Origin of the sequence: Comamonas sp. Tr-654, assembly GCF_011752915.1 — a bacterium.
Taxonomy (GTDB): Bacteria; Pseudomonadota; Gammaproteobacteria; order Burkholderiales; family Burkholderiaceae_C; genus Comamonas.
The window spans coordinates 1086686-1107293 of sequence record NZ_VWWQ01000001.1 but is presented as its reverse complement, the minus strand read 5'-3'; the positions used below and the strand labels follow the sequence as shown (position 1 = coordinate 1107293).

Genomic DNA, 20608 nt, shown 5'->3' with positions numbered 1-20608 from the left:
TGATAATAATTCTCGATACCATTCAATAATGGCTGCGGATACCCTACGTTTTGTTGCAGTACGGCAACAAAATGGGCGCTGGACCGGAGAGCTGGGTGCCGTGGGCCCGCGTCGCCATGGGCTCGCGGGACGGCGGAATGACCCTGGTCATGACTGGGCGCTTTGTTTACGCCAAGTAAAGTAAATAGAAGTGATATGCATTTAGAATTTTGCGCAACTAGAATGCCGCCTTGCCGTGTACCCAAGGCCGGGCCTTGTGGCGCGATGTCGCGCAGGCCGGTTCGGCCAGGCGGCGATGCAATCCCAGAAAGTTCTGAATGACCGCGGCTTCCTCCAACGCTCCGCAGCGGGCGTATTGGCTCAAAAAATTACATGAGTGGCACTGGATCAGCTCCGCCATCTGCCTGATCGGCATGTTGTTGTTCGCCGTGACGGGATTTACCTTGAATCACGCCGGGCAGATCGAGTCCAAGCCCAAGGTTGAATCGCGTGATGCACAGCTGCCCCCGGGCTTGCTCGAGAAGCTGCAGCAAGCCCAGAAGCAGGGCTTGCAGGCTGGAGGCAAGGATGCGGTGGGTATGCCTGCCGATGTGGATGGTTGGCTGGCTCAGCAGATCAAGGTCAGTGCCAAGGGCTTTGTCGTGGAATGGAGCGAGGACGAGGCCTATGTGCCCATGCCGCGTCCGGGCGGCGATGCCTGGCTGCGCGTGGACCTGAAGGAGGGCTCGGTCGAATACGAGAAGACCGACCGGGGCTGGATCTCCTACCTCAACGACTTGCACAAGGGGCGCAATACCGGCGGTGCCTGGAGCTTGTTCATCGACATCTTTGCGGTCGGTTGTCTGGTGTTCTGCATCACGGGTCTGCTGATTCTGAAGATGCATGCGCAGCGCCGGCCCATGACCTGGCCCATGGTGGGTCTGGGGCTGGTGCTGCCGGCCCTGCTGGTTCTGCTGCTCGTGCACTGAGTCCAAGAATTTTGTGAAGGAAGAGAAAATGGCGAAGCGGATTTTCAAAACCTCGGTGGCATTGAGCGCCGTGGTGGGCCTGCCGGCACTCGCGGGCGGCATGAATGTGGCGGTGACCGTGCCTCAGTTGCAGGTGGCCGAATACCACAAGCCCTATGTTGCTGTGTGGCTGGAAAAGGCCGATGGCGGCGTGGCAGCCAATCTGTCCGTCTGGTACGACGCAAAGATGAAGAATGCCGAGGGCACCAAGTGGCTCAAGGACATGCGCCAGTGGTGGCGCCGTACCGGCCGTGAGTTGAGCTTCCCCATCGACGGCGTGACCCAGCCGACCAAGCCTGTGGGCAGCCATGCGCTGTCCTTTGCCGAAGGCAAGAACCCGCTGCCCCAGTTGGCTCCCGGTCAGTACAAACTGATGGTGGAAGCCGCCCGTGAAGTCGGCGGCCGCGAGCTGGTCTCCATTCCCTTCGAGTGGCCCGTCAAGCAGGCCACCAGCCTGAGCGCCAATGGCAGCACCGAGCTGGGCGCTATCAAGCTGGAATTGAAGCCCTGATCGCCCCTAAGGCGCTTGGCCTAGGCGGGCCCGCTCCTTCCCCTCTCTGCTTTGCGGAGGGGGCAGCACCTTCGCTGCGAGGCGGCTCTTGCTCGATGTTCCTGGCCTGGGCCTTGCCTCATTTTCGGATTTGTCCCCCTTTCTGTTTTTAAGGACCTGATATGAAGTTCCAAACTCGTGCCATCGTCGCTGCAACTCTGGCTCTGGCAGCCCTGGGCGCCCAGGCGCATGATCTGTGGTTCAAGCCTTCCAGCACCGTGCTGTCCAAGTCTGACTGGGTCACGGTGGATGCCGCCGTGTCCAATGACGTGTTCTTCTTCAACCATCGTCCGCTGGGTCTGGATGCCGTCAAGGTCACCGCGCCCGATGGTTCGGCCGTGGAAATGAAGAATGTGGCCAAGGGCGAGCTGCGCAGCATGTTCGACTTCAAGCCCGAGAAGACCGGCACCTACCGCGTCACCATGCTGATGACCGGCGTGATGGGCGGTTACAAGGATGCCAACGGCCAGCCCAAGCGCCTGCGTGGCTCGGTGGAAGAAGTCCTCAAGCAGATTCCTGCCGATGCCAAGGAGGTGCGCGTGACCGAGAATCTGCGTCGCATGGAAACCTTTGTGTCCCTGGGCAAGCCCTCGGCGCTGGCGCTGACTGGCAAGGGCCTGGAGCTCAAGCCCGTGACCCATCCCAATGATCTGGTGGCCAGCGAAGAGGCGACTTTCGAATTCCAGATCGATGGCAAGCCTGCTGCGGATCTGGAACTGGAACTGGTGGCCGACGGCATTCGCTACCGTGACGGTGTGGATGCCATGAAGCTCAAGACCGATGCCAAGGGCCAGGTCAAGATCAAGTTCCCCCGCGCAGGACTGTTCTGGCTCAATACCGATGCCACGGACAAGAAGACCAGCATTGCCAAGGCGACCGAACGCCGCCTGAGCTATGTCGCTACGCTGGAAGTGCTGCCTTAAGCGCTGTCGCTTGATGGACTGAATACGCGCCCGATCTGGGCGCGTCGTCGTTTTCACTGCTGTTGTGCCCTTGTCCGCATGCCCATGACCACTCCTGTCCGCGTACGCTTCGATGCCAGTCTCTGGCAGCTGCCCTCATCTGAAGGGCAGAGCCAGATGCGTGACCGTACGCTGGCGCCGGATTTCGGCGTGCAGCGCTGGAAGCCGGCAAGCCTGCAGCACCAGCAGGATGGGCGCATTCACCGCCTGTCCGGCCAGACCATGGGCACGCACTGGTCGCTGCGACTGGTCAACCCCGACTACCTGCCCATGGCGCCGGTGCAGGCTCTGTTGCAGCAGGTCTTTGAGGATGTCATCGCCCAGATGAGCAACTGGGAGAGCGATTCGCTGATCACCCGGTTCAATCGTGCAAGACCCGGTGAAACACATATGGTGCCGGTAGAGTTTGCGCATGTTCTGGAGGCGGCCTTGCACTGGGCCCGATTGTCTGGAGCGGCCATGGATCCTGGCATGGGGGCGCTGGTATCGCTCTGGGGGTTCGGCCCGCGCCAGAACCCCTTGCAGCCGCATCACGGGCAAACTCCGCCTGGTGATGAGATCCAGCGCCTGCTGCAGACCAGTGGCTGTAGCAATCTGCACTGGAATGCGCAGACCCGGCAACTGCAGCAGAGCGGCGGTCTGGAGCTGGATTTTTGCGGCATTGCCAAGGGCTTTGCCGTGGACTGGGCGGTGCAGAAGCTGCAGGCAGCGGGCTGGGCTGCGGGGCTGTTCGAAATCGGCGGCGAGCTTCGCGGCTGGGGGCAGAGGCCCGATGGCCGGCCCTGGCAGGTGCAGCTGGGTACGGGCGGCTCCAGCGAGGCGGAGTCCCTGGTCGTGGCCTGCCGCGAGGGCGCCTTTGCCACATCGGGCGACTTCTGGCACCAGTTCACTCACGCTGGCAAGCGCTATTCGCACACGCTGGATCCGCGCACCGGCTGGCCGGTGGCGCATGATCTGGCCAGCGTCACGGTGTTTCATGAGGAGTGCATGCATGCCGATGCCCTGGCCACCGTGCTCACGGTGCTGGGGCCTCAGCAAGGTATGGACTTTGCCCTTCAGCATGGGATTGCAGCCGTGCTGACATCGCATCTTGCATCCGATGGCAATGAGACCCGCAGGCAGGTGATCAAGACGCCCGCCTGGATCAACCAATTTGAGGCATGACAGTGGAATGGATTTTGACGCCCGAGCGCATCTATGGCGCCATGGGCCTGGTTGCAGCGTATGCAGGTATGTGCTGGGGTATCGGCTCCAGGGTACGCAGGCAGCGCCTGGTCGACGAAGCCCAGAGCCAGGTATCTCAGGGCGATGCCCAGGCGCCTGCCGTCTTGGTCGCCTATGCCAGCCAGACGGGACAGGCCGAGGCTCTGGCCCGTGCCACGACCAAGATGCTGGTCGATGGCGGGCTTCAGGTGCGTCTGATGCCCGTGGAGAAGCTGACGGCCGAGCTGCTGCAGAAATATGCGCATAGCCTGTGGATGCTGTCCACCACGGGCGAAGGCGATGCGCCCGACCATGCGCTGGGCTTCGTGCAGCAACTCATGGCTGAACAGCCCGTGCTGACCCGGCACCAAAGCCTGGTGCTGGCACTGGGTGATCGCGAGTATCAGGAGTTCTGTGCTTTTGGTGTGCAGGTGCACGAATGGCTGCAGACCAGCGGCGCGCGTAGCGATCTCATCTGTGTCGACAATATGGATGGGCCGAGTTTGCAGAGCTGGCAGGCCCAGGTCGGGCAGATAAGGCAGAGCCTGTTGGGCGAGTCTGCACCGGCTCAGGAGCCGGATGCGGACTGGTTGCAGGCGCCGGCCAGCGTCGCTTTTGTGCTCAGCCGGCGGTGTTTGCTCAATCCCGGTAGCCAGGGTGGGGCGCTGTATCAGCTGGAATGGACACCGCAGTCTGGCGAGCTGCCGCAGTGGGAGTCAGGCGATCTGGTGTCCCTGTGTGTGCCCGCCGACCCGGAGCGCGCGCGAGACTATTCGATCGCCTCGATCGCGGCCGACGGCAGTCTGCAGTTGCTGGTGCGCGAGAGCACGCGTGACGACGGCTCGCCGGGGCTGGCCTCGCACTGGCTGTGCCGCGGTATGGCAGAGGGAGATGTACTGTCGCTGACGCTGCGCGAGCACCGTGGCTTCAGGCTCGGTGACAATGCCGGGCGGCCGCTTATCCTGATAGGCAATGGCTCGGGCTTGGCAGGTCTGCTCAGCCACATCAAGGCACGTGTGCAGCAAGACCGAAATGATCAATGGCTGTTGTTCGGGGAGCGCAGCCCGCAGCATGATGCCTTGTGTGCCGAGCAGTTGGCGACGTGGGTAGAGCAGGGGCGATTGGCGCGGCTGGATCAGGCCTGGTCGCGCAACGGGAAGGACTCGCGCTATGTGCAGGATTTGCTGCGCAGCCATGCCGAGGAAGTCCGGCAATGGGTGGAGCGTGGCGCGGCCATCTATGTCTGCGGCAGCCTCAATGGCATGGGGCAGGGCGTGCATCTGATGCTGCAGGCCATTCTGGGCGAGGCCAAGGTGGCGGAGTTGCTGGGCTCGGGTCGCTACCGCCGCGATGTGTATTGAGTTCCTGAGACACACCACTTTCATTGCCGGGCAGGCATGTCGCACGGTGGCTTTGTGGCCGGCCTGAAGTTGGGCAGGGTCATCAGCCATCTTCAGAAACACAAAAAGCTGGCTCAGGCCAGCTTTTTTGTGGTCAGCGCAAGCGCAGTGCTTACTTGACGTGCTTGCCGATCAGGCCGGCCATCTCGAACATGGAGACTTGGGGCTTGCCGAAGACTTCCTTGAGCTTGGCGTCGGCGTTGATCATGCGCTTGTTGGCAGCGTCTTGCAGGTTGTTGGCCTTGATGTAGACCCACAGCTTGCTGATGATTTCGGTACGGGGCAGGGGGTCCTTGCCAACCACGGCAGCCAGAGCAGCGCTGGGTGTCAGGGGTTTCATGAAGGCAGCGTTGGGAGTGCGCTTCTTAGCGGCGGGAGCTGCTGCCGGTGCTGCAGCGGGTGCCTTCTTTGCAGTTGCCATTTTGCTTATTCCTAATTGGGTAGTGGACTTATCACCAGCGAAATACAGCTGCAATCCACTGGCTGAGTCTGATGCTAATGGCAAAAAATCGCTCTTCCAAGCTCGTCAGCTGTTTTTTTGCCTCGATTTGTTGATCTCGGGCCTTTTAGCGCCTGTTTTCATGGGTTTTTCCTCGAGAGTGTTGTGAAAAAGTTGCTCTCCGTGGGTGCTCGCTTGTGCTTGTGCTAGTGCCCGCGCTAGAGGCAAGATGGGCGAAACCTGACCCTGTGGAGATTTTCATGAGCGATTCCCGGGCTTCTCTGCCCTTCAGCACCTGCGATCTTTGCGATGCGCATATCAGCGACGACAGCAGCGATTTCCGCGTCCTGCCACCCGTGTTCCACAGCTATGGAGCGAATGTCGGCTTTATGGGCGAGGTCAGCACCGTGCAATGTCTTGACGACAACAGCCTGGTACGGGCGGCGCTGGCCGAGCCCGGTGATGGCCGCGTGCTGGTGGTCGATGGCGGCGGTTCGCTGCGTCGCGCCCTGGTGGGCGGCAATGTGGCGGCATCGGCGGCCCAGAACGGCTGGGCCGGGGTACTGGTCTACGGTTGCGTGCGCGACCTGGCTGAGTTGAAAGCTGCCTCTGTGGGGCTGTATGCGCTGGCACTTAACCCCATGCCGACGGTCAAGCAAGGCCAGGGACTGCGCGATGTCTATGTTCAGATCTCCGGCCTGTGGATTCGCCCGGGCGACTGGCTGTATGCCGATGCCGACGGCATTGTGCTTAGCCGCCGCAACCTGCTTGCCTGATGGCTGATGCTGCCTAGCGCCTGATCTGCAAAGAGCTGGGCCAGGTGGCAATCACCACGCTGGTCAGGGCGATACCGAAGGCCAGCAACTGCACGGTGCTGATGCGCTCCCCAAGGGCCAGCATGCCCACCAGCGCCGCGCTGACAGGCAGTAGCACGGTAAAAATGCCGGCCTGCGATGCGGGCACGGCGCGCAGTCCCGTCATCCACAGCCACACCGTCCAGACGCAGGCGGCCAGCGCGTAGAACAGCAGCAGGCCCCATGCAGGCACCGAGACCTGGGAAAAATCAAACTGCCAGGCTAGATAGAGCCCGGCTGGAGCGGAAAGCGCAAAGCCCCAGAGATTGATCAGAGCGGTAATACGCTTGGGACTTACGCTGGCGGTGAGCTTTTTGCCGATCACGGCATATGCGGCTTCGCAGAGCACGGCGGCAATCAACAGCAACTGGCCCAGGCCTTGCTGAGTGGCGGGTGCAAGGTTGCTGCCATCGGTTTTGCTCAGGGCGTTCAGTCCTATTCCGGCCACCGCGAAAACAATCGCTGTCCAGGTACGTGCGCCCACGGCCTCACGCAGAAAAAGCCAGCTCATGATGGCGACGGCGGCTGGAATCGCAGCCATGGTCACTCCGGCTGTAACGGCGCTGGTCATGGCCACGCCGCTGATCATGCAGAGCGTGAACAGGAAATTGCCGAAGAATGATTCAAAGAACAGCAGCCACTTGGTCTGCCGGGTCAGAGACGCCTCGTGTGCAGGGGGCTTGAGCCAGCCCAGCATGGCCACGGTGCCGATGCCAAAGCGCAGCCATGCCAGCAACATGACCGGAAAGATGGCTGCCAGGGGCTTGGACAGGGCCACATAGCTGCCCACCAGAGACATGCTGAGCGCCAGGCAAAGATAGGCAAGTGGGCGGCTGGGCGTATGCATGGGGTGGCGCGATGAAGTTCAGAGGGAGAAGAAGGTGGCAAGGCAGTGTGGCAGGGCTGTCGCATGCTTTTGGCGCGGGCGCAGGGAACTGTTGCTTTTTGGCTAACGCGTGACTGGCGCCCTGTCTTTGCCGTGTCACCTGTTTTTGTTCAAGTGCGTTGAACCGGGCGATGCGGCTGGCAAATGAGCGCTTCAGTGCATACGGCGAGGCTTGTTTCGTGCCGCACCGGAGAGATTCCGGTTCTGAAGGCCAGGACTGCGCCAATTTTTCATGAAGCAAGAATTCAATTTCGTATTATGGAAAAATGAAATGCTGCGCTGCCGCAAAATTTCTCGATATGAGAAATTCGTTTTCTTATTGTGAAAAATAAAAATAAAATGTTGATTTTATTGAAAATAAATTTAAGTCTTTTATAAGACATAAGACTCTGAGAAAAAGCGTCGCAGACATAAAGTAAATCCCAAGGACGAACACCAACCCATCTTGTTTAACCGCTAAGGAGTGCACCATGCCCCAATCCCTGACTCAGCAACTGAGCCGTGAACAGCAAATCGCAGCCCTCGAAAAAGACTGGGCACAGAACCCACGCTGGAAGAGCGTCAAGCGCGGCTACAGCGCCGCCGATGTGGTGCGTTTGCGCGGCAGCCTGCAGCCCGAGTACACCCTGGCCCAGCGTGGTGCCGATGTGCTGTGGGACAAGATCAACGGCGGCTCGAAGAAGGGCTATGTGAACGCCTTCGGTGCCATCTCTGCAGGCCAGGCCATGCAGCAGGCCAAGGCCGGTCTGGAAGCCGTGTACTTGTCGGGCTGGCAAGTGGCCGCCGACGGCAACACGTCCGAAACCATGTACCCCGACCAGTCGCTGTACGCCTACGACTCCGTGCCCACCATGGTGCGCCGCATCAACAACACCTTCAAGCGTGCCGACGAAATCCAGTGGGGCAAGGGCATCAACCCCGGCGACAAGGAGTTCATCGACTACTTCCTGCCCATCGTGGCTGACGCGGAAGCCGGTTTTGGCGGTGTGCTCAACGCGTTTGAGTTGATGAAGAACATGATTCAGGCGGGCGCTGCTGGCGTGCACTTTGAAGACCAGCTGGCTGCGGTCAAGAAGTGCGGCCACATGGGCGGCAAGGTGCTGGTGCCCACCCGTGAGGCGGTCGAGAAGCTGATCGCGGCTCGCTTTGCAGCCGACGTGATGGGCGTGCCCACCATCGTGCTGGCTCGTACCGACGCCGAAGCGGCCAATCTGATCACCAGCAACCACGATGAGAATGACATCCCGTTCCTGACCGGCGAGCGCACTCAGGAAGGCTTCTACCGCGTCAAGAACGGCCTGGAGCAATCCATCAGCCGTGGCGTGGCCTACGCTCCCTACGCGGATCTGGTGTGGTGCGAAACCGGCGTGCCCGATATCGGCTTTGCCCGCGAATTCGCCCAGGCTGTGCACGCCGCCTGCCCCGGCAAGCTGCTGAGCTACAACTGCTCGCCTTCGTTCAATTGGAAGAAGAACCTCAACGACAGCCAGATCGCCTCCTTCCAGGAAGACCTGTCCGCGCTGGGATACAAGTTCCAGTTCATCACGCTGGCCGGTATTCACAGCAACTGGTACAACACCTTCAAGTTCGCCCATGAGTACGCTCGCGGCGAGGGCATGAAGCACTACGTGGAAATGATTCAGGAGCCCGAATTTGCGGCACGTGACAAGGGCTACACCTTTGTCTCGCACCAGCAGGAAGTGGGCGCGGGTTACTTCGACGACGTGACCACCGTGATCCAGGGCGGCTCTTCCAGCGTCAAGGCGCTGACCGGTTCCACTGAGGAAGAGCAGTTCCATTGAGCCACGATGAATCGTGATTCTGTCTAGGTAAAAAAGGGGTTATGCGCCCGGGGCGAAAGTCTCGGGCGCTTTTTTGATTGCCGGGTTAAAATGCCACGACTTCAATTCACAAGGGCGAGAAAGGCATCAACGGTTATGACACCGCGAACTACATCGGAGATGTATTTCAGCTGCTGACGGCAGCTGGCGGTTCGCGCCTGCCCGAGATTTCTCGACACCCTCATCAAAGCGCGGACTGGTTCCGCGCTTTTTGCTTTCAGGCGATTCCAAAGCTCTGGCGCTGGCTTTCCCCCACACAAATTTGGTTTGACAAGGAATTTCATGATCAACATCACGCTCCCCGATGGCTCCAAGCGCGAATATGCAGGCCCGGTTTCGGTCGCTGAAGTCGCTGCTTCGATCGGCTCCGGCCTGGCCAAGGCCGCACTGGCCGGCAAGATCAACGGCAAGGTCGTGGACACCAGCTTTGTGATCGAGCAGGATTCGCCGCTGTCCATCATCACCGCCAAGGATGCCGATGGTCTGGAAGTGATTCGTCACTCCACTGCTCACTTGCTGGCTTATGCCGTCAAGGAGCTGTTTCCCGATGCCCAGGTCACCATCGGCCCTGTGATCGATAACGGTTTCTACTACGACTTCTCGTACAAGCGCCCCTTCACTCCCGAAGATCTGGCTGCCATCGAAAAGAAGATGACCGAGCTGGCCAACAAGGACGAGCAGGTGGTGCGTCGCGTGCTGCCGCGCGACGAGGCCGTGCAGTACTTCAAGGGGCTCGGCGAAGCCTACAAGGCCGAGATCATTGCCTCCATTCCCAGCAATGAAGATGTGAGCCTTTACCGCGAAGGCGCTTTCGAGGATCTGTGCCGCGGCCCTCACGTGCCCAGCACCGGCAAGCTCAAGCACTTCAAGCTGATGAAGGTGGCCGGTGCCTACTGGCGTGGCGACCACCGCAACGAGATGCTGCAGCGCATCTACGGTACCGCTTGGGCGACCAAAGACGAGCTCAAGGACTATCTGTTCAGGTTGGAAGAAGCCGAAAAGCGCGATCACCGCAAGCTGGGGCGCGAGCTGGATCTGTTTCACATCGATGAGCATTCACCCGGCACCGTGTTCTGGCACCCCAAGGGCTGGGCAGTCTGGCAACAGGTCGAACAGTACATGCGCCGCGTCTATCAGGACAACGGCTACCAGGAAGTCAAGGCTCCGCAGATTCTGGACAAGGGCCTGTGGGAGAAGACCGGCCACTGGGACAAGTATCGTGAAAACATGTTCACTACCGATTCGGAAAAGCGTGAATATGCCCTCAAGCCCATGAATTGCCCGGGCCACATCATCATCTTCAAGCAAGGCATCAAGAGCTATCGCGATCTGCCGCTGCGCTTTGGCGAGTTCGGCAACTGCCATCGCAACGAGCCCACCGGTTCGCTGCACGGCATCATGCGCGTGCGTGCCTTCACTCAGGACGATGGTCACATCTTCTGTACCGAAGACCAGATCCAGGCCGAGGTGACGGCTTTCACTTCGCTGCTGCAGAAGGTGTATGCCGACTTCGGTTTCACCAATATCCTGTATCGCCTGTCTACCCGTCCCGAGAAGCGCATCGGCACCGATGAAGCCTGGGACAAGGCCGAGAACGCGCTGGCCGAAGGTCTGCGTGCATCGGGTTGCGAGTTCGAGTATCTGCCGGGCGAGGGCGCGTTCTACGGCCCGAAGATCGAGTACACCCTGAAGGATGCGCTGGGTCGTGAATGGCAGTGCGGCACCATCCAGGTGGATCCGAACATGCCCGAGCGTCTTGATGCGGAATTCGTGGGCGAGGATGGCGAGCGCCATCGTCCCATCATGCTGCACCGCGCGATTCTGGGTTCGCTTGAGCGTTTCATCGGCATTTTGGTCGAGCATCACTCCGGCGCGCTGCCTGCCTGGCTGGCTCCCGTGCAGGCTGCTGTGCTCAATATCACGGACGCTCAGGCCGACTATGCGCAGGAAGTTGCGCAGAAGCTGCAAAAAGCATTGCCGAATCAAAGCCTTAGGGTAGTGACAGATCTGCGCAACGAAAAGATTACGTATAAAATACGCGAGCATTCCATGCAGAAGCTGCCCTACATCCTTGTCGCAGGCGACAAGGAGAAGGCTGCTGGTGCGGTTGCAGTGCGCGCCCGGGGTAACAAAGACCTCGGTGTGATGTCGGTTGATGCATTCATTGAATTGCTCGCCAAGGACATCACGGCCAAGGCCTGAAGCAGATTAATTTTTGTGGCGAGCCGGTCAGCGTGCAAGGCACGCTAGCCGGCTACGCTGTTGTAGCCATTTCAATCCAAGGGTGAAAACCATAGCTACTGAATTTCGCGATCGGCGCCACCGTGAAGAGCGCAAGCATCGACTGAACCGAGAAATCATGGCGCCTGAAGTGCGTCTGTCTGGTCCCGACAACGAGCCGCTGGGCATCGTGCCGCTGCAAGAAGCGCTGCGCATGGCCGGCGAGTTGGATGTCGACCTGGTGGAGATTGCGGCCAACGCATCTCCCCCAGTCTGCCGTCTGATGGATTACGGCAAGTTCAAGTACCAGGAACAGAAGAAGGCTGCTGAAGCCAAGGCCAAGCAGACCGTCATCGAAATCAAGGAAGTGAAGTTCCGCCCTGGTACGGATGATGGTGACTACAACATCAAGCTGCGCAATATCCGCCGTTTCCTGGCGGAGGGCGACAAGTGCAAGATCACGCTGCGTTTCCGCGGCCGTGAAATCACGCACCAACAGCTGGGTCTGAATCTGCTCAACCGTCTGCGTGACGATCTGGCTGATTCCATCCAGGTGGAGCAGTTCCCCAAGCTGGAAGGCCGTCAGATGATCATGATGGTTGCGCCGGCTCGTGCAGGTGGCAAGAAGCCTGCTGGTGGTGCAAAACCACAAGGTGATGGTGTCGCTGCTGCACCTGAGGCTGCAGATAAGGCATAATTGCGGTTTTGCCTTTCCGGCAAGAGTGGGCTTGGCCCACTTTTGTTTTGTGCGGCAGACAAAGAATTTGCAGGCTTGCCTGCAAGAGTCAGCCCGGCCTGGCCGGACTGACAAACAAGTGCCTCGGAGGCCAGCGAAGTGTGTGCGGGTTGCACACCGCCTTGCGAGCACAAATTCAATAGGAGCATTCACATGCCCAAAATGAAGACCAAGAGCAGCGCGAAGAAGCGTTTTCGCGTTCGTCCCGGTGGTACCGTCAAGCGCGGTCAAGCCTTCAAGCGTCACATCTTGACCAAGAAGACCACGAAGAACAAGCGTCACCTGCGTGGCATTGTTAACGTGCATTCCGGCGATATGGGCTCCATCGCAAAGATGTTGCCTTCCGCAGGCCTGTAATTCACTGACGAACTAGGAGAAAACACATGCCTCGCGTCAAACGTGGTGTAACGGCTCGCGCCCGTCACAAAAAAGTTCTGAATCTGGCCAAGGGTTTCCGCGGTCGCCGTGGTAACGTCTTCCGCGTTGCCAAGCAAGCGGTCATGAAGGCTGGTCAATACGCCTACCGTGACCGTCGTACCAAGAAGCGCGTGTTCCGTCAGCTGTGGATCGCTCGTATCAACGCTGCTGCACGTGAACTGGGTCTGACTTACAGCCAATTCGCCAACGGCCTGAAGAAGGCTGCCATCGAAATCGACCGCAAGATGCTGGCCGATATCGCCGTGCACGACAAGGCTGCTTTTGCAGCTATCGTCGACCAAGTCAAGGCCAAGCTGGCTGCCTGAGGTCACGATCGGTAGTTACTCTTGTAGGACTTTTGCAGACAAGAATCCCCAAAGGCATTTGCCGATGGGCGAGCTTCTTGCTTGAACTTGATTGCAGAAGTCGTGTCTTGTTCAGTAGCTGCTGATGCACAAACAGCAAGGGCTAGGGCTTGAAAAGGCACTAGCCCTTGTTTATTTTTACAAGTCGATAAAGAGTCGATATGAACGAGTTGGATTCTCTGGTCGAAAGCGCACAGCAACTGTTTGCGCAAGCCCACACCCCCGCTGATCTGGAAAATGCCAAGGCGCAGTTTCTGGGCAAGTCGGGCAAGATGACCGAGCTCATGAAGGGCATGGCGCAGCTTTCCGTCGAAGAGAAAAAGTCGCGCGGTGCCGCCATCAACGTGGCCAAGCAAGCGATCGAAGCGGCCTTGACCGCCCGTCGCAAAGCTTTGGCAGACGCCGAGCTGCAGGCCCATCTGAAGGCCGAGGTGCTGGATGTGACTCTGCCCGGTCGCCGTCGTGGCGCGGGAGGGCTGCACCCCGTCTCCATCACCATGGAGCGTATCGAGGGCATCTTCGGCTCCATGGGCTTTGATGTGGCCCAGGGCCCCGAGATCGAATCCGACTGGTTCAACTTCACGGCGCTGAACACGCCTGAAGACCATCCCGCGCGCTCCATGCACGACACCTTCTATGTCGAAGGCGGCACCCAGCACGCGCCCAATCTGCTGCGCACGCACACCAGCCCCATGCAGGTGCGCCATGCCGTGCAGCATGTCAAGAATTACCGCAACGCGCTCGATGCCGGCCAGACCATGCCCGAGATCCGCGTGATTGCCCCCGGCCGCACCTACCGTGTGGACTCGGATGCCACCCACTCACCCATGTTCCATCAGTGCGAAGGCCTGTGGATCGGCGAGAACGTGAGCTTCAAGGACCTGAAGGTCGTGTTCACCGACTTCTGCAAGACCTTCTTCGAGCAGGATGATCTGGTGCTGCGCTTTCGTCCCAGCTTCTTCCCGTTCACCGAGCCTTCGGCCGAAATCGACATCCAGTTCCAGAGCGGCCCGCTGGCCGGCAAGTGGCTGGAAGTGGCGGGCTCCGGCCAGGTGCACCCCAATGTGGTGCGCAACATGGGCCTGGATCCCGAGAAATACATCGGCTTTGCCTTTGGCATGGGCCCCGACCGCCTGACCATGCTGCGTTATGGCGTGAACGACCTGCGCCTGTTCTTCGACGGCGACATCCGTTTTCTGTCGCAGTTTCAGCAATGAAAAAGTGAGCTGCTAGCGTATGCTATGAAATGATTTCAGATAGTTTTGATGTTGAAATCCTTATATGCAGATCGCTAATAGCTCATCTTTTTGAGATACGCATGCCCAGCCAGTGGCAGACCGCTTGCGGTGCGACTGGCATGAACGCCAAAGAGTCTGACTATGCAATTTCCTGAATCCTGGTTGCGCGAATACTGCAACCCCAATCTGACCACCCAGCAGCTGGCCGATACCCTGACCATGGCCGGTCTGGAAGTGGAAGAGCTGGATCCTGTGGCGCCTCCTTTCACCGGCATCGTGGTCGGTGAAATCAAGGAAGCCGTGCAGCACCCCGACGCCGACCGCCTGCGCATCTGCCAGGTCGACGTTGGCGGCCCCGAGCTGCTGAACATCGTCTGCGGCGCGCCCAATGCGCGCGTGGGCATCCGCATTCCCTGCGCTACCGTGGGTGCTGAGCTGCCGCCCGGTGCCGATGGCAAGCCCTTCAAGATCAAGATCGGCAAGCTGCGCGGCGTGCAGAGCTTTGGCATGCTGTGCTCGGCCAAGGAGCTGGGCATTGACGAAGATGCCAGCGGCCTGCTGGAGTTCCCCGCCGATGCGCCTCTGGGCCAGAACGTGCGCGAGTACCTGAATCTGGACGACACGCTGTTCACGCTCAAGCTAACGCCCAATCTGGCGCACTGCCTGAGCGTCTACGGCGTGGCGCGCGAGCTGTCGGCGCTGACCGGCACGCCTCTCAAAGCCCTGTCCTTCCCCGCTGCGGCCGTGGCCTTGCAGGACAAGCTGCCGGTCAAGATCGAGGCGACCGATCTGTGCGGCCGTTTTTCTGGCCGTATCGTGCGCAATGTCAACACGCGGGTGAAGACGCCCCAGTGGATGGTGGACCGTCTGGCGCGTTGCGGCCAGCGCTCGGTCAGCCCGCTGGTGGACATCTCCAACTATGTGATGTTCGAACTGGGCCGTCCCAGCCATATCTTCGATCTGGACAAGATCAGCGGCGGCCTGAATGTGCGCTGGGGCAAGGAGGGCGAAACGCTCAAGCTGCTCAACGGCAACACCATCAAGATCGACGATTTCCTCAAGGTCGGCGTGATTGCCGATGACAAGCAGGTCGAGTCGCTGGCCGGCATCATGGGTGGCGACGCCACGGCCGTGTCCGACGACACCAGGAACATCTACATCGAAGCCGCATTCTGGTTCCCCAAGGCCGTGGCCGGCCGTTCGCGCCACTTCAATTTCTCGACCGACGCCGGTCACCGCTTCGAGCGCGGCGTGGACCCCGAGTTCACCACCGAGCACATCGAGCGCATCACCGCGCTGGTGCTGGAAATCTGCGGCATGCCCGAGACGCAAGTCGGTGCCATGGACGATCAGAAGCCCAATATGCCCGCCTCCAAGGCCGTGCAGCTGCGCGTGGGGCGTGCGGCCAAGGTTATCGGCATGGCCGTGACTCAGCAGCAGGTGCTGGATGCGCTCAATGGCCTGGGTCTGCCTGCGACTGTGGCTTCGGAAGGCGTGATTTCGGTGACTGCTCCTACGTTCCGCTTCGACATCAATCTGGAAGAGGATCTGATCGAAGAAGTGGCCCGCATGATCGGCTATGAAAACCTGCCGACCACCAAGCCGCTGGCCCCGATTTCGCCCAAGCTGCGCGCCGAGAACGAGCGCAGCCCCTATGCCGTGCGCCACGAGCTGGCGGGCCTGGGCTACCAGGAAACCATCAACTTCAGCTTTGTCGAAGAAAAGTGGGAGCAGGAGCTGGCCGGCAACAACAATGCCATCAAGCTGCTCAACCCCATTGCCAGCCATCTGAGCGTGATGCGCTCGTCCCTGCTGGGCTCGCTGCTGCAGGTGCTCAAGTTCAACGTGGACCGCAAGGCTCAGCGCGTGCGCGTGTTCGAGCTGGGTCGCGTGTTCTTCAAGGACGAGTCCGTGGTCGACTCCGACACCACGGTCAAGGGCTTTTATCAGCCCATGCGCGTGGCGGGTCTCGCCTACGGCGCTGCCGACCAGCTGCAGTGGGGCAGGGCAGAAGCCAAGGTCGACTTCTATGACGTCAAGGGCGATGTGGAAGCACTGCTGGCCCCGGCCAAGCCCGTGTTCGAGCCCGCCGAGCATCCGGCCATGCACCCCGGCCGCTGCGCACGCGTGCTGCTGGATGGCAAGGCCATCGGCTTTGTCGGCGAGCTGCATCCCCAGTGGCGCCAGGAATGGGATCTGGCCCAGGCTCCCGTGATGTTCGAGCTCGAGCTCGATGCCGTGCTGGCCCGTCAGGTGCCCGTCTTCAAGCCCGTGGCCAAGCACCAGGCCGTGGAGCGCGACATTGCCGTGGTCGTCAAGGAAGCCGTGACCCACGCCCAGGTGATGGAAGCCGTTCAGCAAGGTGTGCAGGGCGGCATTCTGCGCTCGGCCGTGCTGTTCGATGTCTTCCGTCCCAAGAAGCTCAAGGCTGGCGAGGAAGCGGCGCCGGGCAGCCTGGCCCAGGACGAGAAGAGCCTGGCCGTGCGTCTGACGCTGGGCAGCGACACCGCGTCGCTGACCGATGCGGAAATCGAGGCCGCCATGCAGGGCACCATTGCGGCCCTGGTCGAACGCGTTGCGGCTCGTCTGCGCTGATATGTTCAATCCACAAGGAGATCGCCCCATGGAGCTTGCCGTAGAGAGCATCGACAGCCCCGCGCTGACCAAGGCGCAGCTGGCCGATCTGCTGTTTGACGAAATCGGTCTGAACAAGCGCGAAGCCAAGGACATGGTGGATGCGTTTTTCGACCTGATCTCGCAAAAGCTGGTGGAAGGCGAAGATGTCAAGCTTTCGGGCTTCGGCAACTTCCAGATCCGCACCAAGGCGCCACGTCCCGGTCGCAACCCGCGCACCGGCGAGCTTATTCCCATCGCTGCGCGCCGCGTGGTGACCTTCCATGCCAGTAGCAAGCTCAAGGAGCTGATCCAGGGCGAGGGTTCGGGGTCTTAAGCGATTGGCACACGGCTGATGCACTGTCAAGCGGAGCATTGGTCATTGAAGAGCTGACAGTCTTGCGTCGCGTGCGGTGCAAGGTCCTGTCAGCTCTTCGCGCTATATTGCTAGGACTTGCGCAGGCAGGAGTGCACCCTGTGCCTGATCCGGATTTGCGCAAGGCGTGATGGCCTATCTTTCACTCGTCCCTTCACCGACTGCTTGCAACCAGCCATGGCTTCATTTTTGCCGGCAATTCCTGCCAAACGCTATTTCACCATCGGTGAAGTCGCGGATCTGTGCGACGTCAAGCCTCATGTGCTGCGTTACTGGGAGCAGGAGTTTGTGCAGCTCAAGCCCATGAAACGGCGCGGCAACCGCCGCTACTACCAGCACCACGAGGTATTGATGGTGCGTCGTATCCGGGAGCTGCTGTACGAGCAGGGTTTCACCATCAGCGGTGCAAGAAATCGTCTGCGCGAACTGGTGACGGGCCACGGCAGGGCGGTCGAGCCGCAGGCGGCGCTTGCGCAGTCGGCACTGCCCGTGCCGGGACAGGACCTGGCGCAGAGCCATTTGCTGAGCGCAATGCTGCAACACGACCCCGCAGAGCCCGCCGGTGTCATGGGCATGGAAGAGGTCAAGGAAGAGCTTTTGCAGATCAGGGCGCTGCTTTCTCTTTGATGTCGAATTTCTGTGTATAATTCAATTCTTCGGAATGTAGCGCAGCCTGGTAGCGCACTTGCATGGGGTGCAAGGGGTCGCGAGTTCGAATCCCGCCATTCCGACCAATTAGGCAAGGGCTTCTGACTATCGAGTCAGAAGCCCTTTTTCTATTGCCGCAGCGATACGGTGTGAAGCATTTGATGACGACTTTCCTGTAGGAACCGGTCTGATTTCGTCCGATTGCGTTAACCCCAGCGGGAATAACGAGGGCGGATGCGGTATTGATTCTTGGTTTCTTTGATATAAAGCAGGAATGAAAAGAATTGCCAAATCCAGGCAAAAAATTCGAAGTTCGGCTGTTTGAGTGATTTTTGAAACAAATTCTTGCATGCGTTGTGCTAGATTTGCAACTGAATCCAATTGTTTGATGGTGTTGCCAGGAGATCAACCATCAACGCACGGCTTCGTATGCAAGGTTATGCGTCAAGAACACCGGCCGGAAACCGGAGGCTCCGCCTTGCTCTCGTGGAAAGGAAAATCTCCAAATGCGCTGTGTCTAGCCTATCGCCGCTTCACAGCCTATCCGCGTGATTTGTTTGACCCCGGGTTTGGTAACGCCATCCCTTCAGCACCGCCGAGCGGTGGCTTGTCAGGCAAAAGTGATGAGTTTTGTCGATCAGGCAACAATCTTGACCTGAGCTTCAGTCTCCTGCGCGGCGCTGGCATGACGCCAAAGGTTGTGAGCAAGAGAGTTACAGAGTTCCATTTTGCGAGTTCTGAGGCCGTCTGCGATGCCTTGCCGGGTAGCAGCGAGCCTGTCCACATCAACACCAGCTTCCGCGGGGAGCGACTTGTAGAGGTCGCTCCGATTGCTCTCGCACATTCGTTGGCGGGCCAGACATCGCATTGCCCGGTCGGAGTCAAACAAGAGGGATAACAATGAAATTCAGTCAGATTGCACAAGTGATTGCCACTTTGGGTGTGGCCTCGTGGGCCATGGGAGGCATGGCCCAGACAACCATGAATGCACAGCAAGCCAACGAGCAAGGTGTCGCACTGCAAAAAGTGGTGGAGCAGGCACTGATGACGCATCCGGAAGTGCAGGCGCGATTTCAGGATTTCACTTCGTCCGCCGAAGGTCAGAACGTTGCCCGGGGTGGCTGGCGTCCACAAGTCACTGCGCAAGGTTGGGTCGGGCGCGAGTGGCGCAGCCATATTCAGGATTCACCATCGCAGAACTGGAACCGTCCGGGATGGAATCTGCAGCTGCGTCAGCTGATCTTTGATGGTTTCACCACCAGCAGCAATATCCGTCAGCTGGGCTTTGAGAAGCTTTCAAAGTTCTACGATCTGCGTGCCACCACGGAAAACCTGGCCAATGATGTGGTCGCGGCCTATCTGGATGTGCAGCGCTACCGTGAAATGGAAAAGCTGGCGCGTGAGAACTTTGGCACCCACCAGGTGACGCTGGGCCAGCTGCGCGAGCGTCAGCAGTCCGGCGTGGGTCGCGGTGTGGACCTGGAGCAGGCCAGCGGCCGTTTGTCCCTGGCACAGACCAATCTGATGACCGAGAGCAACAACCTCAACGATGTGATGCAGCGCTATCGCCGTGTGGTTGGCGAGTATCCTGCGGCCACATTGGATCCCGTGCCCGAGGTGACCGGCAAGCTGCCCGTCTCGGGGGTTGCCAAGGATTTTGGCGATTCGCTGCGTGCGAGCCCGCTGCTGTTGTCCAAGCAGGCCCTGGTGCAGGCGGCCGAGGCAGGTCAGAAGGCCGCCAAGGGGGCGCATATGCCCAAGCTGGAACTGCTGGCATCCACTGGGCGTGACCGTGACCAGAACTCGCCGGCATACTGGGATGTGCAGAGCTCGAGAGTGCAGCTGATGCTGACCTACAACCTGTATCGCGGCGGTGCGGACGAGGCACGTCTGCGCCAGACGATCGCCCAGGGCTATGCAGCCCAGGACGTACGCGATTACACCTGTCGCAATCTTCAGCAGGAGCTGTCGATTACCTGGAACAACATGGCCCGTCTGCGTCAGCAAACGCCGTTCCTGCGTGAGCATGTGCTTTCTACCGCCAAGGTGCGCGTGGCGTATCAGCAGCAGTTCAAGATCGGTCAGCGTTCACTGCTGGACCTGCTGAATACGGAAAACGAGTTGTTCGATGCGCAGCGCGCCCTGGTCAATGCTCAATATGACCTGAAAAAGGCCGAGTACCAGTGGCTGACTTTGTCCAGCCAGATTCTGCCGGTGCTGGGCCTCGCACAGCCGCATGACGATAGCCGTCCAGAGGAGCAGCAGGCACTCACCTTGCCCGATGATCTGCTGCGTAGCTGCAAGTCCTCGGTGCCGGACACCGCCAATCTGACGCCGGTGCCTGCCAACATGGAGGCCGAGCAGGGCGCTCCTGTACAAGCTCCGGCTCCTGTGCCAGCACCGGCCGCCGCTGTCCGCCAGTGATGGCTGTCGGCGTCTGGTGCATCTTTTGTGGGAGTTGAACAAGATGGATAAAAGCGATTCACCACCTTCAGAGCGGTCTTCCCGGCGGGAACTGTCGGCACTGGATGCGGATTTCATCCGCGTTCTGGAGGACTTGATTGATGCCTTGCTTGCCAATGGAACCTTGCGCTTGACGGATCTTCCGCCACAGGCGCTGGAGAAGCTGAGCCAGCGCAAGCAGGCGCGCCAGCGAATGCGCAATTCGCTGGACTTGATTGATGATGACGAAGAGCTTTTATAGGTTGATTGTTGAAGATGACCAAACCAGACGTTGAACCTACATTGCCCTCGGTCAGCGGTACGGATGCGACCCAGAAGCGAGGGCATGGTGCTTCGCCGGACACGGCGGCGGAGCAGGCCGGCCCGGCCTTTCTGGGCGCGCGAGGCTCA

At 59.8% G+C, this 20608-nt stretch carries 22 protein-coding genes and 1 tRNA gene; 20 read left to right on the top strand and 3 right to left on the bottom strand.

What is annotated here, in order from left to right; genetic code table 11:
• Nucleotides 1–317 precede the first annotated feature (317 nt).
• From F3J24_RS05070 to F3J24_RS05050, 5 genes are all read left to right on the top strand, one after another.
• On the top strand, nt 318–968 hold the full coding sequence (locus tag F3J24_RS05070) for a PepSY-associated TM helix domain-containing protein (RefSeq protein ID WP_167003206.1): 651 nt from the start codon (nt 318–320) through the stop codon (nt 966–968).
• A 28-nt stretch (nt 969–996) separates the two neighbouring features.
• Nucleotides 997–1518: a DUF2271 domain-containing protein gene (locus tag F3J24_RS05065; RefSeq protein WP_003053552.1), complete on the top strand. Its 522-nt coding sequence runs from the start codon at nt 997–999 to the stop codon at nt 1516–1518.
• Between the two features lie 161 nt (nt 1519–1679).
• The gene (locus F3J24_RS05060) at nt 1680–2480 is read left to right on the top strand and encodes a DUF4198 domain-containing protein (protein ID WP_167003204.1); all 801 of its coding nucleotides are present in this window, start codon (nt 1680–1682) and stop codon (nt 2478–2480) included.
• 84 nt (nt 2481–2564) lie between these two features.
• The gene (locus F3J24_RS05055; protein WP_240154248.1) at nt 2565–3683 is read left to right on the top strand and encodes an FAD:protein FMN transferase; all 1119 of its coding nucleotides are present in this window, start codon (nt 2565–2567) and stop codon (nt 3681–3683) included.
• Complete coding sequence (locus F3J24_RS05050) at nt 3680–5083, top strand: sulfite reductase subunit alpha (RefSeq protein ID WP_167003200.1); 1404 nt, start codon at nt 3680–3682, stop codon at nt 5081–5083. Before F3J24_RS05055 ends, F3J24_RS05050 begins: the two co-directional genes overlap by 4 nt.
• Nucleotides 5084–5234: 151 nt before the next feature.
• Here F3J24_RS05050 and F3J24_RS05045 read toward each other — a convergent pair whose 3' ends face one another.
• On the bottom strand, nt 5235–5543 hold the full coding sequence (locus F3J24_RS05045; RefSeq protein WP_003053560.1) for an SWIB/MDM2 domain-containing protein: 309 nt from the start codon (nt 5541–5543) through the stop codon (nt 5235–5237).
• Between F3J24_RS05045 and F3J24_RS05040 the strand changes: the two genes are divergently transcribed.
• Nucleotides 5461–5730 carry a hypothetical protein gene (locus F3J24_RS05040; protein WP_167001624.1) on the top strand — a complete coding sequence of 90 codons (270 nt, stop codon included), beginning with the start codon at nt 5461–5463 and terminating at the stop codon, nt 5728–5730. The two genes, F3J24_RS05045 and F3J24_RS05040, sit on opposite strands and share 83 nt — an antisense overlap.
• A 91-nt stretch (nt 5731–5821) precedes the next feature.
• Nucleotides 5822–6337, top strand: coding sequence for a ribonuclease E activity regulator RraA (gene rraA / locus F3J24_RS05035; RefSeq protein WP_167003198.1), 516 nt, complete (start codon nt 5822–5824; stop codon nt 6335–6337).
• Between the two features lie 13 nt (nt 6338–6350).
• On the opposite strand, the gene F3J24_RS05030 is transcribed toward rraA, so the two are convergent.
• On the bottom strand, nt 6351–7262 hold the full coding sequence (locus F3J24_RS05030; RefSeq protein WP_167003196.1) for a DMT family transporter: 912 nt from the start codon (nt 7260–7262) through the stop codon (nt 6351–6353).
• Nucleotides 7263–7771: 509 nt separating this feature from the next.
• Here F3J24_RS05030 and aceA point away from each other — a divergent pair.
• From aceA to F3J24_RS04980, 10 genes are all read left to right on the top strand, one after another.
• The gene (gene aceA, locus F3J24_RS05025; protein ID WP_043004066.1) at nt 7772–9103 is read left to right on the top strand and encodes an isocitrate lyase; all 1332 of its coding nucleotides are present in this window, start codon (nt 7772–7774) and stop codon (nt 9101–9103) included.
• A 321-nt stretch (nt 9104–9424) separates the two neighbouring features.
• Nucleotides 9425–11344 carry a threonine--tRNA ligase gene (gene thrS / locus F3J24_RS05020; protein ID WP_167003194.1) on the top strand — a complete coding sequence of 640 codons (1920 nt, stop codon included), beginning with the start codon at nt 9425–9427 and terminating at the stop codon, nt 11342–11344.
• An 82-nt stretch (nt 11345–11426) separates the two neighbouring features.
• A complete protein-coding gene (infC, locus tag F3J24_RS05015; protein ID WP_080569844.1) occupies nt 11427–12059 on the top strand; it encodes a translation initiation factor IF-3 in 633 nt (210 codons plus the stop codon).
• A gap of 192 nt (nt 12060–12251) precedes the next feature.
• On the top strand, nt 12252–12455 hold the full coding sequence (rpmI, locus tag F3J24_RS05010) for a 50S ribosomal protein L35 (RefSeq protein WP_003053571.1): 204 nt from the start codon (nt 12252–12254) through the stop codon (nt 12453–12455).
• 26 nt (nt 12456–12481) lie between these two features.
• Nucleotides 12482–12841, top strand: coding sequence for a 50S ribosomal protein L20 (gene rplT / locus F3J24_RS05005; RefSeq protein WP_003053572.1), 360 nt, complete (start codon nt 12482–12484; stop codon nt 12839–12841).
• A 200-nt stretch (nt 12842–13041) separates the two neighbouring features.
• A complete protein-coding gene (pheS, locus tag F3J24_RS05000; RefSeq protein ID WP_167003192.1) occupies nt 13042–14097 on the top strand; it encodes a phenylalanine--tRNA ligase subunit alpha in 1056 nt (351 codons plus the stop codon).
• A 162-nt stretch (nt 14098–14259) separates the two neighbouring features.
• On the top strand, nt 14260–16713 hold the full coding sequence (pheT, locus tag F3J24_RS04995; RefSeq protein ID WP_167003190.1) for a phenylalanine--tRNA ligase subunit beta: 2454 nt from the start codon (nt 14260–14262) through the stop codon (nt 16711–16713).
• A 28-nt stretch (nt 16714–16741) separates the two neighbouring features.
• Nucleotides 16742–17068, top strand: coding sequence for an integration host factor subunit alpha (locus F3J24_RS04990; protein ID WP_012838976.1), 327 nt, complete (start codon nt 16742–16744; stop codon nt 17066–17068).
• A gap of 216 nt (nt 17069–17284) precedes the next feature.
• Nucleotides 17285–17734 carry a MerR family transcriptional regulator gene (locus F3J24_RS04985; protein ID WP_167003188.1) on the top strand — a complete coding sequence of 150 codons (450 nt, stop codon included), beginning with the start codon at nt 17285–17287 and terminating at the stop codon, nt 17732–17734.
• A 30-nt stretch (nt 17735–17764) separates the two neighbouring features.
• Nucleotides 17765–17841 (top strand) — tRNA-Pro (locus F3J24_RS04980).
• 19 nt (nt 17842–17860) lie between these two features.
• Here F3J24_RS04980 and F3J24_RS04975 read toward each other — a convergent pair.
• Nucleotides 17861–18106: a hypothetical protein gene (locus F3J24_RS04975; protein ID WP_167003186.1), complete on the bottom strand. Its 246-nt coding sequence runs from the start codon at nt 18104–18106 to the stop codon at nt 17861–17863.
• Nucleotides 18107–18233: 127 nt separating this feature from the next.
• Here F3J24_RS04975 and F3J24_RS04970 point away from each other — a divergent pair, with 127 nt between their 5' ends.
• Genes F3J24_RS04970 through F3J24_RS04960 form a run of 3 tightly spaced genes read left to right on the top strand, consistent with a single transcriptional unit; the run spans nt 18234 to nt 20459 of the window.
• The gene (locus F3J24_RS04970; RefSeq protein WP_205244603.1) at nt 18234–18653 is read left to right on the top strand and encodes a hypothetical protein; all 420 of its coding nucleotides are present in this window, start codon (nt 18234–18236) and stop codon (nt 18651–18653) included.
• 2 nt (nt 18654–18655) lie between these two features.
• On the top strand, nt 18656–20179 hold the full coding sequence (locus tag F3J24_RS04965; protein WP_167003182.1) for a TolC family outer membrane protein: 1524 nt from the start codon (nt 18656–18658) through the stop codon (nt 20177–20179).
• Nucleotides 20180–20222: 43 nt separating this feature from the next.
• Nucleotides 20223–20459: a hypothetical protein gene (locus tag F3J24_RS04960; protein WP_167003180.1), complete on the top strand. Its 237-nt coding sequence runs from the start codon at nt 20223–20225 to the stop codon at nt 20457–20459.
• Nucleotides 20460–20608 lie beyond the last annotated feature (149 nt).

Coding starts and splice junctions, on each gene's coding strand:
- F3J24_RS05070 (WP_167003206.1), top strand. CDS start 318: ATGACCGCGGCTTCCTCCAACGCTCCGCAGCGGGCGTATTGGCTCAAA.
- F3J24_RS05065 (WP_003053552.1), top strand. CDS start 997: ATGGCGAAGCGGATTTTCAAAACCTCGGTGGCATTGAGCGCCGTGGTG.
- F3J24_RS05060 (WP_167003204.1), top strand. CDS start 1,680: ATGAAGTTCCAAACTCGTGCCATCGTCGCTGCAACTCTGGCTCTGGCA.
- F3J24_RS05055 (WP_240154248.1), top strand. CDS start 2,565: ATGACCACTCCTGTCCGCGTACGCTTCGATGCCAGTCTCTGGCAGCTG.
- F3J24_RS05050 (WP_167003200.1), top strand. CDS start 3,680: ATGACAGTGGAATGGATTTTGACGCCCGAGCGCATCTATGGCGCCATG.
- F3J24_RS05040 (WP_167001624.1), top strand. CDS start 5,461: ATGAAGGCAGCGTTGGGAGTGCGCTTCTTAGCGGCGGGAGCTGCTGCC.
- F3J24_RS05045 (WP_003053560.1), bottom strand. CDS start 5,543: ATGGCAACTGCAAAGAAGGCACCCGCTGCAGCACCGGCAGCAGCTCCC.
- rraA (WP_167003198.1), top strand. CDS start 5,822: ATGAGCGATTCCCGGGCTTCTCTGCCCTTCAGCACCTGCGATCTTTGC.
- F3J24_RS05030 (WP_167003196.1), bottom strand. CDS start 7,262: ATGCATACGCCCAGCCGCCCACTTGCCTATCTTTGCCTGGCGCTCAGC.
- aceA (WP_043004066.1), top strand. CDS start 7,772: ATGCCCCAATCCCTGACTCAGCAACTGAGCCGTGAACAGCAAATCGCA.
- thrS (WP_167003194.1), top strand. CDS start 9,425: ATGATCAACATCACGCTCCCCGATGGCTCCAAGCGCGAATATGCAGGC.
- rpmI (WP_003053571.1), top strand. CDS start 12,252: ATGCCCAAAATGAAGACCAAGAGCAGCGCGAAGAAGCGTTTTCGCGTT.
- rplT (WP_003053572.1), top strand. CDS start 12,482: ATGCCTCGCGTCAAACGTGGTGTAACGGCTCGCGCCCGTCACAAAAAA.
- pheS (WP_167003192.1), top strand. CDS start 13,042: ATGAACGAGTTGGATTCTCTGGTCGAAAGCGCACAGCAACTGTTTGCG.
- pheT (WP_167003190.1), top strand. CDS start 14,260: ATGCAATTTCCTGAATCCTGGTTGCGCGAATACTGCAACCCCAATCTG.
- F3J24_RS04990 (WP_012838976.1), top strand. CDS start 16,742: ATGGAGCTTGCCGTAGAGAGCATCGACAGCCCCGCGCTGACCAAGGCG.
- F3J24_RS04985 (WP_167003188.1), top strand. CDS start 17,285: ATGGCTTCATTTTTGCCGGCAATTCCTGCCAAACGCTATTTCACCATC.
- F3J24_RS04975 (WP_167003186.1), bottom strand. CDS start 18,106: ATGCAAGAATTTGTTTCAAAAATCACTCAAACAGCCGAACTTCGAATT.
- F3J24_RS04965 (WP_167003182.1), top strand. CDS start 18,656: ATGAAATTCAGTCAGATTGCACAAGTGATTGCCACTTTGGGTGTGGCC.
- F3J24_RS04960 (WP_167003180.1), top strand. CDS start 20,223: ATGGATAAAAGCGATTCACCACCTTCAGAGCGGTCTTCCCGGCGGGAA.